Below are 13,498 nucleotides of genomic sequence, written 5' to 3'. Positions count from 1 at the left end.
TCAACAGACTATGTCAGGGGACTAAGTGCAATGATTTCGGCCGTGCAAGGACGTTTTGCCAACCTCGGTATGGCAAAAAAAATGGGTGTCGGGTTTGTATTGGTGCTGCTGCTGACGGCGCTGGTGGCAGCCATCGGCGTTTGGTCCCTGCAGACCATCAGTCATCGCTTCGACGGGCTCAAGCAGATGTCGTCGCTCAACAGCGGTTTGCTCAAGGTGCGAATGCTTGAGCAGGAATACGCCTTGCACGGCAACCCGAAAACCGCCGATGCCCTGCGCGAGGGCGTTGATGGCCTGATCGCCCTGGCGACGCAGCTCAAGGCTGCATCAGCGGCCAACGTGCCGGTGATGAATGACGTCGAGCAGTCCCTGGGGGCTTATCGCAAGGCCTTCGACGAGTTCGTCTCGCTGAGTCAGGCCAAGGACCTGGCCCTCGAAATGGCCAGTTGGTCGGTGTCCAGCGTGGCCAACAACCTTGATGTCCTGCAAGCAGGGCTTGCCGATGACGGCGCCTATACCTTGAAAGAGTCCGAGGGCAAGGACGGTGGGCAGTTCATCGAGCAGGCCAATCAGGTCAGCCAGGTGTCGCGGCTGATGTTACAGGCCATGAACGAGGCGCGGGTGCGTCTGGACCAGAGCCGCAAGGGCGATGACAGCGCAGGCCAGGGCAAGATCGAACAGGCCGATCAGGCGCAGGTTCAGGCCGAGCAGTTGAAAACCACGGTCAAGGATGAGGGCTATCAGACTGTCCTCAATGAGGTGGCGGGGCACATCAACAGTTTCAGCGAGAAACTGACCGAGTACACCGGTCTGTTGGCTCAGGAAAAAACCGTCTACGAGCAACTGCACCAGCGTGCCGCACAGGTGGTGGAACGGGTCGATCAGGCCTATGTCGCTGAAGACCAATCGATGCAGGCTGAGTTGAAAAAGAACTCGATGCTGATCATCGGTTCCTCGGCGCTGGCGTTGCTGGTCGGGTTGATTGCGGCGTGGGTGATCACCCGGTTGATCGTGGCGCCGCTGCGCAGCGTGATTCGTGTCGCGCAGCAGATCGCCGCAGGTGATTTGAGTGCGACGGTGGAAGTGACGCGCCGTGACGAAATCGGCCAGTTGATGCAGGAAATGCAGCAGATGGGCGCGGGGCTGAGCACCATCGTCAGTGGTTTGCAGGCCGGTATCGAGCAGTTGGCGAGTTCGGCTCAATCGTTGTCGGCGGTGACCGAGCAGACCAACCTGGAAGTCAGTAGCCAGAAGGAAGAAACCGAGCAGGTCGCCACGGCGATGAATCAGATGACGGCGACGGTGCACGACGTTGCGCGTAACGCGGAGGAAGCTGCACAGGCTGCGCAAACGGCGGACGGCAAGGTTGAAAGTGGCCAGCAAGTGGTGCGTCAGAGCATGGCGCGGATTGAGCAGTTGGCGGACTCGGCGACCTCGGCCAGTTCGAGTATCGAAAGCTTGAGTGCGGAAATCCAGAATATCGGCACGGTGCTGAGTGTGATCAAAAGCGTTGCCGAGCAAACAAATCTGTTGGCGCTCAATGCGGCGATCGAGGCGGCTCGGGCCGGCGAGCAGGGCAGGGGTTTTGCGGTAGTGGCGGATGAGGTTCGGGCGCTGGCCAAGCGGACTCAGCAATCGACCGAGGAGATTGAGCGTCTGGTGAGTGCCTTGCGTTCGGCGGCACAGTCGTCGGTGCAGCAGATTCAGAACAGTGGTGAGCTGGTGAAGCTGGCGGTGAGTGACGCGTTGCAGACTGAGAGTGCGTTGGGGAGTATTGCGGCGGCGGTGTCGTTGATTCAGCAGATGAATCAGCAGATTGCGGCGGCCGCCGAGGAGCAGAGTTCGGTGGCCGAGGAGATTAATCGCAGTGTGACGAGTATTCGGGCGAGTGCGGATCAGTCTTCGTTGGCGATGCGGGGGAATGCGGCGTCGAGTATTGAGCTGGCGCAGTTGGGGGTTGAGTTGAAGGGGATGGTAGGGCACTTTCGGCTCTGATCTTTCTCCCGCATATGTACACAGATCTACTGTAGGAGCGAGGCTTGCCCGCGAAGGCGGCCTGACAGCCGACCTATCTCTTTCAGGTGTACATATCCATTTCTGCGGTAAAGGCGGCTGGCGGTTTCGCCCTTACGGCGAGGCACTTTTTTCAAACGCCAAAAAAGTACCCAAAAAGGCTCGCCCCAAGCGTCCGGCCCCTCGCCTGGGCTCGGCGTTCCTTCGCTCCGGTATCCATCCGGGGACACTGCCCTCCGGTTGGCTTCGCTGCACCTACATGCAGCGTGTTCGACTGCGTCGAACGGCGCTACGCGCCACTCCCCGGATGAACACCTCCACTCAGCCTTCCGAAAGGGGCGGGCAGATCAAGATCAAAAGCAGGCGAGCTAACGCTCGGCCTATTGAGTGGTGAGAAGCAGGTGTACGCCGAAGCCTTGTAGGAGCGAGGCTTGCCCGCGAAGGCGGCCTGACGGCCGACCAATTTCTTGCAGATGTACACCAACCCCCTGTGGAAGCTGGCCTGCCAGCGATGGCGGTCATTCACCCGATCTATCTTCCCTGGCTGTACTCGTCCACCAAACCCAACCACAAAAAAAGCCACCTGTTTCGGTGGCTTCTTTAGTTCTTCGGATCAGTCGTAAATCACTTTCTTCTTCCAGTCCGCATCTGCCTCGACGTCTTTGAGGCCTACGTTCAGTTGGTTCGCTTCGCTTTCAACCGCTGCGATTTTGTCCATCACCATGGCGTTGGCGCGAGCCAGGAGTTTTTCCAGGTATTCGAGTTGTTCGGCGTAGACCTGGGGTTCCTGTTGTTTGCGCAGGTATTGCACGCCGCGTTCGAAGGCGAGGCGGGCCTGGCCTGGCTGGTTTTGTTGCAGGCATTGCTGGCCGAGGTTGTTGAAGAACTCGATGTGCAGCAGGACCAGAATGTGGCGCACTTCGCGGATCCAGCGCTTGGCTTCGTTGGTCGGCAGGAAGCCGTCCTGTGCGGCGCGGGTGATTTGGCCGTGGAGGGCTTCGAGCAGGAAGCGCACGTCCTTGGCCTTGGCTTCGGTCTGGATCGGTGCCGGCGGGTTGTTGACCGGGATCGATTCTCCTTGAGCGGCCAGGGCTTCCAGTTCGGTAATCCGGGCCCTGAGGTTGGCGCTGGTTTTTTCCAGGTTGAGCAAACGCTGGCAGACGTTGAGCTCCAGACGGGTCAACAGCAGCTTGAGCCCGGGTGTCATCAGCTGACCGGGGAAGGTCTCGGTGATTTCGCCGCAGCGACGCAGGCGGTCGTTGAGTTCAATCTTGGTGCGGGCCTTTTCCAGCTTGTTATTTTCCACCACATGGTTCATGTAGCCAATGGCGATCAATAGTGCGATCCCGGCTACGACTAGCAGGGTGATCATGAGTGGTGTCACCGGTAAGACCTCTTTATAGGGTTCGCGATCGAGTGTAGTGGCTTGGCATTTGGGCGCATAGGGCCGCTCGACGAGTTGAATCGGTTGTGGCTGTCTTTATATCGGCCGTCGTTCCACTTATATAAATGCTGGCAACCGTGAATCACATTGCCATCATCTACAGCGGCGGACTATAACGTCTTGGTGGTTGACAGAATATAGTCGCCAAAGGTCACGAGGCGCAAAAGCCTGAATCGCGTCTGAAAGCGGGGCGAAGTCATTGATTTAAATAAATTTATATCTGGGGGTTGACGACCCCTCAATCCATCCATAGAATGCGCGCCACTTACAGCGTAAAGCACACAGCGAAACGCGGTAGGGAGTGAATGTTGTACGTGTGTCCCCTTCGTCTAGTGGCCTAGGACACCGCCCTTTCACGGCGGTAACAGGGGTTCGAGTCCCCTAGGGGACGCCATAAGCGGGAATAGCTCAGTTGGTAGAGCACGACCTTGCCAAGGTCGGGGTCGCGAGTTCGAGTCTCGTTTCCCGCTCCAATTTTAAGCAGCGTTGCTTTCGGGCAGGGCTGAGTGAAGCCAGAGCCGACATCTTCGGATGCGGATTTGGGCACTGAAATACACACCATGTGTTTCAGTTAGCGTGTCCCCTTCGTCTAGTGGCCTAGGACACCGCCCTTTCACGGCGGTAACAGGGGTTCGAGTCCCCTAGGGGACGCCATTTGCGGGAATAGCTCAGTTGGTAGAGCACGACCTTGCCAAGGTCGGGGTCGCGAGTTCGAGTCTCGTTTCCCGCTCCATATTTAACGAAAACGCCGCTCAGTGATGAGCGGCGTTTTTGCTTGTGCGTCATTCATAAAGAAGGACCTCAAGGTCCTTTTTTTGTTTGTGTAGGAATCAATGCGATCAACGTGTCGGACCCGCCACAACAGCGGGCCCGAAAAAGCGGTCAGAGCTTCGGCAATTGCCCGATTCGCCCCATCATTTCCGTCACGATCTGCAGGTCCAGCAGGAACTGGTCAACCGTCTTGAACTCATTGTCGGTGTGGCCGGTGTACTTGACCTCGGGTCGGGCCAGGCCGAATTGCACGCCATTAGGCAGTTCATGGACCGAGGTGGCGCCGGCGGAAGTGCCGTACTTGTGTTCCATGCCAAGGTTTTCGCTGGCCACGGCGAGCAAGGCCTTGACCCATTCACCCTCAGGGTTGCGGTACATCGGTTCGGCGATCGAGTAGTCGAAGGTCACCGCAACGTGGGTCTTCTTGCCCCAGGCGCCAAGTTTTTCGGCGATTTGTGCCTTGAGCACTTCGGGGGATCTACCCTTCGGCACGCGCAGGTTGACCGCGAGCTTGAAGGCTTTGTCATCCATGGCGACATAGGTCAGGGAAGTGGTCAGCGGCCCCATGAAGTCATCGGAAAAACCGACTCCCAATTTGCCGCCCAGGTAATCCAACCCCCAATTGTCGGCAGCGTAGCGAGCGGCGTCGGTGATGTGGTTGTGCTTGAGCGCGACCTTGCCGTCGAGGCTGTTGATGAAGCCCAGCATTCTGGACACCGGGTTGACGCCGGACTCGGGTTCGGAGGAGTGGGCGGAAACACCAGTCACGGTGAGTTTGACGTCTTTGCCGTCGACCTTGGCGTTCACTTCGAAGTCGCCGCCGTTGCGTTTGGCATAATCAGCGCCGGCCTTTTGCAGGCTGGCGGCCAATTCGGCGGGCTTATCCGTCACCAATGTGACGACGGAAGCCGACGGAATCTGGTTGGTGGCCAGGCCGCCAGTCATCGAGATGATTTCCGCGCCTTTGCCCTCGGCCTTACGCTTGGGGAAATTCGCCATCACAGTGCCGTAACCTTTCTCGGCAATTACCACCGGGTAGCCGCCATCCAGTGCCAGGTTGTAGTTGGGCGTCGGGTTGTGTTCGAAGTAATAAGGAATGGCGTCGCCGGTGGTTTCTTCGGTGGTGTCGACCAGCAGCTTGAAATTGCGCGCCAGCGGCAGCTTCTCTTCCTTGATGATCTTCATGGCATAAAGCGCGACCACGATGCCGTTTTTGTCATCCTCGGTGCCTCGGCCATACATGCGGTCGCCGATCAGGGTGACCTTGAACGGATCGAGTTTGGTGCCGTCTTTCAGGACCCAGTTTTCCGGCGTTACGGGCACCACGTCGGCGTGCGCGTGAATGCCCACGACTTCATCGCTGCTGCCTTCAAGGGTGATTTCATAGACGCGATTGTCGATGTTGCGGAAGTTCAGGTTGAAGGCCTGGGCCAGGCCCTTGATCTTGTCGGCGATCTTGATGAATTCGGGATTGTCGTGCTGATCAACGCCGTCTACGCGGAAGGTTGGGATTGCCACCAACTCCCGCAGGGTCTCGGTGGCAGCGGCGCCGTATTTCACTCGTGCGTAAAGGCCAAGCAGGCGATGGATCTCGTTCTGTTGTTCAGCAGTAAGGGTTTTGTTGTCGAGGAAGGCGCTGATGGCCGGGCCGAGATCATTGGTTTTGCCAAGGTCGCTCTTGGCCAGGCCTCCCAGGAATTGCCGGAAATCCGTCACCGATGCATCGCTGAAAGTCTTGAGGATCTCCGCGCTCTGTTGCGGGCTGATGTTGGCCTGCGCTGTCAGGGTGAACGATGAAAGGCTGGCCACAATCAGGGTTGACGCAGCCAGGTGCTTGAGTGAGAAATTCATTGCTGTGGGCATTCCTTTGCAGGCAGTTTGTGAGAAGTTTCTGATCGATGAGACAGAAACGTTTCCAACCTAACACTGTAACGGAGTGTTACGGGAGTACTGAAGTGGGATCTGTCGCACAGAAATGCAAAAGCGGCGCAGAAACGAAAAAGGCCCGTCAGTCTGACTGAGCGGGCCTTTTGCATGAACGCAGGTTTTACATCGACAGAATCAGGCGCCCGGCGAACAGGATCAGAATCACCCCCATGGTGCGTTCGAACCAATGCCCCATGCGCATGAACAGCAATCGCACCCGGGCGCTGGAAAAGAACAGCGCGACGATCACGAACCACAGCGCGTTCACGAAACACATCCACACCCCATACAGCGCCTGAACCTTCAACGGTGTCGTGGCGCTGATGATCGTGGTGAAAATCGCCAGGAAAAACAGCGTCGCCTTGGGGTTGGTCGCATTGGTCAGAAAACCGGTGGTGAACGCCTTCAGCAGCGTTTGCTCCACAACCGGCTCCTCCGCGACTTTCTCACCCTCAAGCGCAGACTTGGGTTTACTGCGCAACAGGCAGACCCCGAGGTACAAAATGTAAGCGCCGCCCACCACCTTGGCCACGGTCAACAACCAAGGCGTCGTGTGCATCAACGCCCCGACCCCGAGCAGGGTGTAAAGCACGTGCACGGAAATCCCCGCGCCAATGCCCAGCGCCGTGCAAATCCCGACCAATCGGCCAAAGCGCACACTTTGACGGATGGTCACCGCGAAGTCCGGTCCGGGTGCGACCACCGCTAGAAAATGAATCGTCGCCAGCGCAAGAAACTCGCCCAGGTAATTCGAAAACATCTCAACTCCAAAAAGTAAGGGGTGAAGCATTGCCGCGATAACCGACAAAGAACGAAAGGCTCAATCGCGGATCCGCCACGCCCGGCGTCACCGAGTGCATGCAGCGCGAATTGAACATGATGAAGTCACCCGGCTCAGGACGAATCTCCAGGGTCGGAGTGCCGAGCAGGGCCGGGTCGATGCCGTAGCTGTCGCCGCGCATTTCGTCGAATTGATCCGGGGAAATGTCGTGGTCCCACATCTGCAGCGCGCCGCCCTCGGTCGGCATGTTCAGATAAACGTTGCAGGCGAACTGCGCTTCCAGGCTTCTGGCCTGGTAACTGTCCGGGGCGTCCTTGGCGAAAATGTCGTGGTGGGCGAGGAAGCACACACCTGGTTTCACGACTCGGGACAACCCGACATACATCTTGCGACCGTAGAGATTCTCCAGATGCGCACCCGCCGGCCAGGACTCATCGAGCATGCAGCGCAGGGTGTCGACCGGGGACGAGTAGGGCGCGCAACGTTTGCGCAACTCCGCGATGTTGCGCGAGGCATGCTCAAAATAATCCTCGATCAACAGCGGCTGGTTTTCCGCCTCATAAAACGCCATGCCGATGCGGCCGATGCTCGGCGCATTGATATAGCCTTCGAAACCCGGGGCGAGGATCTTGTCGCCTATCTGAATCGCCAGCGGCCGGGGCAACAGGCCTTTGACGCGGACGGCGAGGACTTCTTCGTTGGCCAGTTTTTTTATGCACGTCTCATCGAGACGCTCGACGTCAAGCATCATGTCTTAGGTCCATCTATCAGATAGTCAACAGAACCCGCGAACGCAGGCTCCCCCGGGCGTCAGGCGATGACGGGGACGGCATCGCCCGAAAGCTCAATCCACGCTGTAGTGGACTGACAGCGTTCCCTTTTTCATTGAAAGGGAAGCGATCGTGACCGTGCCCAAATCCTTCAGGCTACGTACATGGGTGCCGCCGCAGCCGTAGGCGGGCAGTTCACCGAAACCTATTTCCCGGGCGCCTTCGCGCATCGACGTCAGGCGCGGCAGACCATGGGCAACCCATTGCTCGATGCCGCGCTGAAGGATCTCGGCATCCACCTCTTTTGCGGACTCCAAGGGTTTGAATTGCACGCGTCCTTCGCCCGGCCAGTGGTGAGCCTTGATCGGCATCCAGCCCAGCGCCTGGACAAAGTGGCCGATCAGGTGACCGGCCGAATGCATGCGCGAATTGAACTGGCGGCGTTGCTCGTCAATCCGGATTTGGGTCATGCCCGGTTTCACCGGGCGGTCGACGAAATGAATGATCCGGTCCGGGTCCTGCACCACGCGCAGGACCTGGCTTTCACCGATCCAACCGGTATCACAAGGCTGACCGCCACCTTGGGGGTGAAACAACGTGGCGCGCAGCACCACTGCAAATTCGTTCTCCTGGGGCGTGCATTCCAGGACTTCCACATTGGCCTTGAGGTCATCACTATGGAAAAAGAGGCGAAGCGTCATATTCCATGTCCTCATTAGAGTTTCTTTTTTTATTATATGAAGCGTGGAATTGCGTGATAATCCGTTCAAACATCAAAGGACTGTTGCGCTGTGAGCATAAATCTTCCACTGCCACTGCTGGGTGAAATGGCGATCTTCGTCAAGGTTGTCGAGACCGGCAGCTTTTCCGAAGCGGCTCGCCAATTGGGCTCTTCACCTTCGGCGGTGAGTCGCAGCATTTCGCGTCTGGAAAAGGCGTTGGCCACGCGTCTGCTGCAGCGAACCACCCGCAAATTGCGGTTGAGTGACGGTGGCGAAGAGGTCTTCAAGCGTTGCCAGGAAATGGTCAGTGCCGCCAAGTCCGTGATGGAAATCAGCGGGCAGTTCACCCATGAAGCGGAAGGGCTGGTGCGGGTCAGCGTGCCCAAGGCGGTTGGCCGATTTGTGATTCACCCGCATATGCCGGAATTTTTGCGCCGTTATCCGAAAGTGGATGTGGAGCTGTTGCTTGAGGATCGGCAGGTGGATCTGATCGACGACAACGTTGATCTGGCGATTCGCATTACCGATCGGCCACCCGCTGGATTGGTCGGGCGGCAGTTGCTGACCATCGACCATTTGCTCTGCGCAACACCACAGTACCTGGCCGAACATGGCACGCCGACACATCCCCATGACTTGCTCAACCATAGCTGCATCTACCTGGGTGAAACCCCGAGCGATGCGCGTTGGAAATTCAAGAAAGGTACCAAGGCTGTGACGGTCGGTGTCCGCGGGCGGTATGCGGCGAATCACACGGGCGTGCGACTGGGGGCGGTGTTGCAGCACATCGGGATTGGCAGTCTGCCGTACTTCACTGCGCGTTATGCGTTGGAGCAGGGGTTGATTGTGCAGGTGTTGCCGGACTGGACATTTCTCGCGTCCTACCATGGCGGCGCCTGGTTGCTGCATTCGCCGACGCGGTATCTGCCGCCGAAGTTGCGGGTGTTTATTGATTATCTGGTGGAGTGCCTGGAGAAAGAGCCGACGTTGGGCAAACCGGGGAGGCCAAGTGCATTGGGCAAGGGTGCGACGGAGTATGAGTTGCCTGAGAGTGATGGGTTGCTTTAAAGGGCCTCTTCGCGGGCAAGCCTCGCTCCTACAGGTGTCCGCGATCCCCTGTAGGAGCGAGGCTTGCCCGCGAAGGCGTCCTTGCAGGCGCTACATCATCCGGCAACAAAAAGGCCCGCATGAATAACCATGCGGGCCTTTTGCTTTTCTGATCGGTGATCAGTGCTTGCTGTCGTCCTTCGACATCGCCAGCAACTGTTTTTCCTGATTCCAGTCGAAAGGTTCGTCGTTCTGTTCGGCTTCGAAACGACGCTCTTCCAGTGCCTGGTACAACTCGATTTCATCATCGGGCATGTAGTGCAGGCAGTCACCGGCGAAGTACCACAGCAGGTCGCGCGGGACCAGGTGGGCAATCTGCGGATAGCGGGTGATCACTTGGCACAGAATGTCCTGGCCCAGGTATTGGCTTTCGATCGGGTCGACCGGCAACAAGGCACGCAGTTCGTCAAAGCGCTCCAGGAACAAGGCATGGCTTTCTTCGGGAACCTGTTCGGCCTCACCTACGGCGACCAGGATGCTGCGCAGGTGGTCGAGCAAGACAAGATGATCGGCAACGACGTTGGACACGAGATAAGTCCTCAAGAGCAAAACGGGCGCGGGAGTATAAAGCCCCCACGCCCCTTTTTACAGGATCAGCGGACCTTTCCGTCGGCCAGCGTCAGCTCTTCTTTGTCGAAATCATCGACATCGATCACCTTGCGCCGCGCCGTTTCTGCTTCACGCAAGGTCTGCGCTTCGACTGGCTGCAACACCCCGGCCTCGAGCGCTGCATCGATGACGTGTTCCCCGGCGGCAGGTTTGACCTGACCACTTTTGAGCGCCACGTGCAGTTTTTTCTGTAACGGCTGCGCCGCGTTCAACAGGTTGCAGGCGTGTTGCAGTGCACCCACTGCGTCGTCCGCCGATTGCGGACGGTAGCAACCGCCGAGCAATTCTTCGAGGGTTGGATCGCCCTTGGCCCGGCCAATTACCGCGGCGACTTCGGCGCCGAGTTTGTCCGATGGCCCTTTGTGGCGCCGGCCGAACGGAAACACGATCACCCTCAACAGGCAGCCCAATACCTTGTTCGGAAAGTTGCTCAGCAGCTCATCCAGCGCGCGTTCCGACTGGCCAAGGCTTTCTTCCATGGCCCAGGTAAACAGTGGCGCCATATGCTCCGGCGAATCAAGGTCGTGATATCGCTTGAGCGCGGCGGAGGCGAGGTACATGTTGCTGAGCACATCACCAAGACGCGCCGACAGACGTTCGCGACGTTTCAGTTCGCCACCCAGCAGCATCATGCTCAGGTCGGCAAGCATGGCGAACGCGGCGGCCTGACGATTAAGCGCGCGGAAATAACCCTGACTGAGCTTGTTCCCAGGCGCGTGTTCGAAGTGTCCGAAGCCGAGGTTCAGCACCAGCGTGCTGGCGGCGTTGCTCACGGCGAAACCGATGTGCTTGAGCAACAGGCCATCGAACTCGGTGAGTGCCTGATCCTTGTCTTCACGACCAGCGAGGGCCATTTCCTTGAGCACGAATGGATGGCAGCGAATGGCGCCTTGGCCGAAGATCATCAGGTTGCGCGAGAGAATGTTCGCGCCTTCCACGGTGATGAAGATGGGGGCGCCATTCCAGCTGCGACCAAGGTAGTTGTTCGGCCCCATGATGATCGCCTTGCCGCCATGCACATCCATGGCGTGGCTGATGCACTCGCGGCCGCGTTCGGTGAGGTGGTACTTGAGAATCGCCGACAGCACCGACGGTTTCTCGCCAAGGTCCACCGCGTTGGCGGTCAGCATTCGGGCGGCGTCCATCATCCAGGCGTTGCCGCCGATGCGCGCCATGGCTTCCTGAATGCCTTCGAACGCCGACAGTGGCACGTTGAATTGCTCACGAACCTGCGCGTACTGACCGGTCACCAGACTGGTGAACTTGGCCGCGCCGGTGCCGACCGCAGGCAGGGAGATCGAACGCCCGACCGACAGGCAGTTCATCAGCATCATCCAGCCTTTGCCGAGCATTTCCTGGCCGCCGATGAGGAAGTCCAGTGGCACGAAGACGTCCTTGCCGGAGTTCGGGCCATTCATGAAGGCGGCACCCAACGGCAGGTGACGGCGGCCGATTTCAACACCGGCGGTGTCGGTCGGGATCAGCGCCAGGCTGATGCCCAGGTCTTCCTTGTCACCCAGCAGATGGTCCGGGTCATAGGCCTTGAAGGCCAGCCCGAGGAGGGTGGCCACCGGGCCCAGCGTGATGTAACGCTTTTCCCAGTTCAGGCGCAGACCGAGGGTTTCCTCGCCTTCCCATTCACCTTTGCAGATCACGCCGGTGTCGGGCATGGCACCAGCGTCGGAGCCGGCCAGCGGACCCGTCAGTGCGAAGCACGGGATGTCGTCACCGCGGGCAAGCCGTGGCAGGTAATGGTTGCGTTGTTCGTCGGTGCCGTAATGCAGCAGCAGTTCTGCGGGGCCAAGCGAGTTAGGGACCATCACGGTGGACGCGAGGTCGCCGCTGCGGGTCGCCAGTTTCATCGCCACCTGGGAGTGGGCATAGGCCGAGAAGCCCTTGCCGCCGAACTCCTTGGGAATGATCAGCGCAAAGAAGCCGTTTTCCTTGATGTGTGTCCAGGCTTCGGCAGGCAAGTCCATGTCCTGCCCGATCTGCCAGTCGGTGACCATGGCGCAGAGCTCTTCGGTCGGGCCGTCGATAAAGGCCTGTTCCTCTTCGCTCAGCTGCGCTTTTGGATAAGAAAGCAGCTTGTTCCAGTCCGGGCGACCGCTGAACAGTTCACCGTCCCACCACACCGTGCCCGCGTCGATGGCATCGCGTTCGGTCTGCGACATCGGCGGCAGGGTTTTCTGGAACCAGCTGAACAGCGGCGCGCTGAAGAATTTACGGCGCAGGTCGGGCAGCAATAACGGCGCCGCCACCGCGGCGATCAACACCCAGAAAATCAGCAGCAGCCAGCCTGGAGCGTGACTGAAGGCGCCCATCGCGACGATATAGACAGCGACGATGCACAGGGCGGGCAGGGGAGCGATACGACGGTGGGCTAAATAAGCTATCCCGACAACCAGAACCAGTATCCACAACAGCAGCATATTTAATCCTCCGTGAACCAGGGCAAAACCAACCTTCAGAGCTTAGACGGCATCCGCAAAACAGGGTGGTCGGAGCGAGGTGATTGAGTTCGTGGGAAACCATCGATGAGTTTTGTAGGTTGGGTTGGCAACACGCCCGGAAAATCGTTCGTTTCCTACGCGCCAATGCGCCCATGTTTGGCCGAAATGTCGTTATCTCTGTGCTGGAGGTGTCGCTAGACTCGTGGCTTCACCAGGAGATTGTTCTCATGCACGAGTATCTGAGTCCCGGCCGCTTCATCGATAGTGACCACCCCTCGGTGGTGGAGTTCGCCGAAAAACATCGTGGCGCCAGTCGCGATCCGCTTGAGCAGGCGATCAATCTCTATTACGCGGTGCGCGAAGCCGTGCGCTACAACCCCTACACGTTCAGTCGCGACCCGCAGACCTTGTGCGGCAGTTATGCACTGGCGACCGGGGAAAGTTATTGCGTGCCCAAGGCCACACTGCTGGCCGGATGTGCCCGGCATTGCGGGATCCCGGCCCGCATCGGCCTGGCGGACGTGCGCAATCACTTGTCGACGCCGCGTTTACTCGAATTGCTCAAGAGCGATGTGTTTGCCATGCACGGTTATACGGAGCTTTTTTTAAACGGCCGCTGGGTCAAAGCAACGCCGGCCTTCAACCAAAAACTCTGCGAACTGTTCAACGTGGCGCCGCTGGAGTTCGACGGCATCAACGACAGCGTTTTCCATCCTTTCAACCGCGACGGCGAACAGCTGATGGAGTACCTGGTTGATCACGGCCAGTTCACCGACGTGCCTGAAACGTTCTTTTTCGAGCACCTGCAAAAGTGCTACCCGCATCTGTTCAGCGACCAACTGCCGGCGCTGCTGGGTGACATGCAGAGTGATTTGAGCCGCGCCTGATCCGGCGTATGCTGC

General features: G+C 58.6%; 10 protein-coding genes, 4 tRNA genes and 1 pseudogene. 8 read left to right on the top strand and 7 right to left on the bottom strand.

The window, feature by feature from the left end; genetic code table 11:
* Positions 1-30 precede the first annotated feature (30 nt).
* Both ACA070_RS22675 and ACA070_RS22670 read left to right on the top strand, forming a co-directional pair.
* Positions 31-1,086, top strand: a pseudogene (locus tag ACA070_RS22675) (HAMP domain-containing protein); the annotation flags it as partial.
* 27 nt (positions 1,087-1,113) lie between these two features.
* Complete coding sequence (locus ACA070_RS22670; RefSeq protein WP_497452008.1) at positions 1,114-1,995, top strand: methyl-accepting chemotaxis protein; 882 nt, start codon at positions 1,114-1,116, stop codon at positions 1,993-1,995.
* A gap of 631 nt (positions 1,996-2,626) precedes the next feature.
* Here ACA070_RS22670 and ACA070_RS22665 read toward each other — a convergent pair.
* Complete coding sequence (locus tag ACA070_RS22665) at positions 2,627-3,397, bottom strand: hypothetical protein (RefSeq protein WP_497448420.1); 771 nt, start codon at positions 3,395-3,397, stop codon at positions 2,627-2,629.
* 378 nt (positions 3,398-3,775) lie between these two features.
* Here ACA070_RS22665 and ACA070_RS22660 point away from each other — a divergent pair.
* The 4 genes from ACA070_RS22660 (at position 3,776) to ACA070_RS22645 (ending at position 4,190) form a co-directional block, all read left to right on the top strand.
* A tRNA-Glu gene (locus ACA070_RS22660) sits at positions 3,776-3,851 on the top strand.
* Positions 3,852-3,854: 3 nt separating this feature from the next.
* A tRNA-Gly gene (locus ACA070_RS22655) sits at positions 3,855-3,930 on the top strand.
* Between the two features lie 105 nt (positions 3,931-4,035).
* Positions 4,036-4,111, top strand: a tRNA-Glu gene (locus ACA070_RS22650).
* A gap of 3 nt (positions 4,112-4,114) precedes the next feature.
* Positions 4,115-4,190 (top strand) — tRNA-Gly (locus tag ACA070_RS22645).
* Between the two features lie 149 nt (positions 4,191-4,339).
* On the opposite strand, the gene ACA070_RS22640 is transcribed toward ACA070_RS22645, so the two are convergent.
* From ACA070_RS22640 to ACA070_RS22625, 4 genes are all read right to left on the bottom strand, one after another.
* Positions 4,340-6,079 (bottom strand): dipeptidase, encoded by a 1,740-nt coding sequence (locus ACA070_RS22640; protein ID WP_497448419.1) that lies wholly within the window; start codon positions 6,077-6,079, stop codon positions 4,340-4,342.
* Between the two features lie 196 nt (positions 6,080-6,275).
* Positions 6,276-6,914 (bottom strand): LysE family translocator, encoded by a 639-nt coding sequence (locus tag ACA070_RS22635; RefSeq protein WP_497448418.1) that lies wholly within the window; start codon positions 6,912-6,914, stop codon positions 6,276-6,278.
* Between the two features lies 1 nt (position 6,915).
* On the bottom strand, positions 6,916-7,686 hold the full coding sequence (locus tag ACA070_RS22630; protein WP_497448417.1) for a 2OG-Fe(II) oxygenase: 771 nt from the start codon (positions 7,684-7,686) through the stop codon (positions 6,916-6,918).
* Positions 7,687-7,779: 93 nt separating this feature from the next.
* Positions 7,780-8,406: an alanyl-tRNA editing protein gene (locus ACA070_RS22625; RefSeq protein ID WP_497448416.1), complete on the bottom strand. Its 627-nt coding sequence runs from the start codon at positions 8,404-8,406 to the stop codon at positions 7,780-7,782.
* A gap of 90 nt (positions 8,407-8,496) precedes the next feature.
* Between ACA070_RS22625 and ACA070_RS22620 the strand changes: the two genes are divergently transcribed.
* Positions 8,497-9,495: a LysR family transcriptional regulator gene (locus ACA070_RS22620; RefSeq protein ID WP_497448415.1), complete on the top strand. Its 999-nt coding sequence runs from the start codon at positions 8,497-8,499 to the stop codon at positions 9,493-9,495.
* Between the two features lie 159 nt (positions 9,496-9,654).
* Here ACA070_RS22620 and ACA070_RS22615 read toward each other — a convergent pair whose 3' ends face one another.
* Positions 9,655-10,062, bottom strand: a complete 408-nt coding sequence (locus ACA070_RS22615; RefSeq protein WP_497448414.1) for a PA2817 family protein — start codon at positions 10,060-10,062, stop codon at positions 9,655-9,657.
* A gap of 65 nt (positions 10,063-10,127) precedes the next feature.
* Entirely contained in the window at positions 10,128-12,575 is a 2,448-nt protein-coding gene (locus ACA070_RS22610; RefSeq protein WP_497448413.1) for an acyl-CoA dehydrogenase, read from the bottom strand.
* 248 nt (positions 12,576-12,823) lie between these two features.
* Here ACA070_RS22610 and ACA070_RS22605 point away from each other — a divergent pair, with 248 nt between their 5' ends.
* A complete protein-coding gene (locus tag ACA070_RS22605) occupies positions 12,824-13,483 on the top strand; it encodes a transglutaminase-like domain-containing protein (RefSeq protein ID WP_497448412.1) in 660 nt (219 codons plus the stop codon).
* Positions 13,484-13,498: the final 15 nt, after the last annotated feature.

Source organism: Pseudomonas sp. LBUM1678 (genome assembly GCF_059695575.1).
The sequence above is the reverse complement of the archived record's forward strand: the minus strand, read 5'-3'. Positions and strand labels throughout refer to the sequence as shown.

Bases quoted from the DNA above. Each gene is read 5' to 3' on its own strand.
- ACA070_RS22670 (WP_497452008.1), top strand. From the start codon at position 1,114: ATGCAGGAAATGCAGCAGATGGGCGCGGGGCTGAGCACCATCGTCAGT.
- ACA070_RS22640 (WP_497448419.1), bottom strand. From the start codon at position 6,079: ATGAATTTCTCACTCAAGCACCTGGCTGCGTCAACCCTGATTGTGGCC.
- ACA070_RS22635 (WP_497448418.1), bottom strand. From the start codon at position 6,914: ATGTTTTCGAATTACCTGGGCGAGTTTCTTGCGCTGGCGACGATTCAT.
- ACA070_RS22630 (WP_497448417.1), bottom strand. From the start codon at position 7,686: ATGATGCTTGACGTCGAGCGTCTCGATGAGACGTGCATAAAAAAACTG.
- ACA070_RS22625 (WP_497448416.1), bottom strand. From the start codon at position 8,406: ATGACGCTTCGCCTCTTTTTCCATAGTGATGACCTCAAGGCCAATGTG.
- ACA070_RS22610 (WP_497448413.1), bottom strand. From the start codon at position 12,575: ATGCTGCTGTTGTGGATACTGGTTCTGGTTGTCGGGATAGCTTATTTA.
- ACA070_RS22605 (WP_497448412.1), top strand. From the start codon at position 12,824: ATGCACGAGTATCTGAGTCCCGGCCGCTTCATCGATAGTGACCACCCC.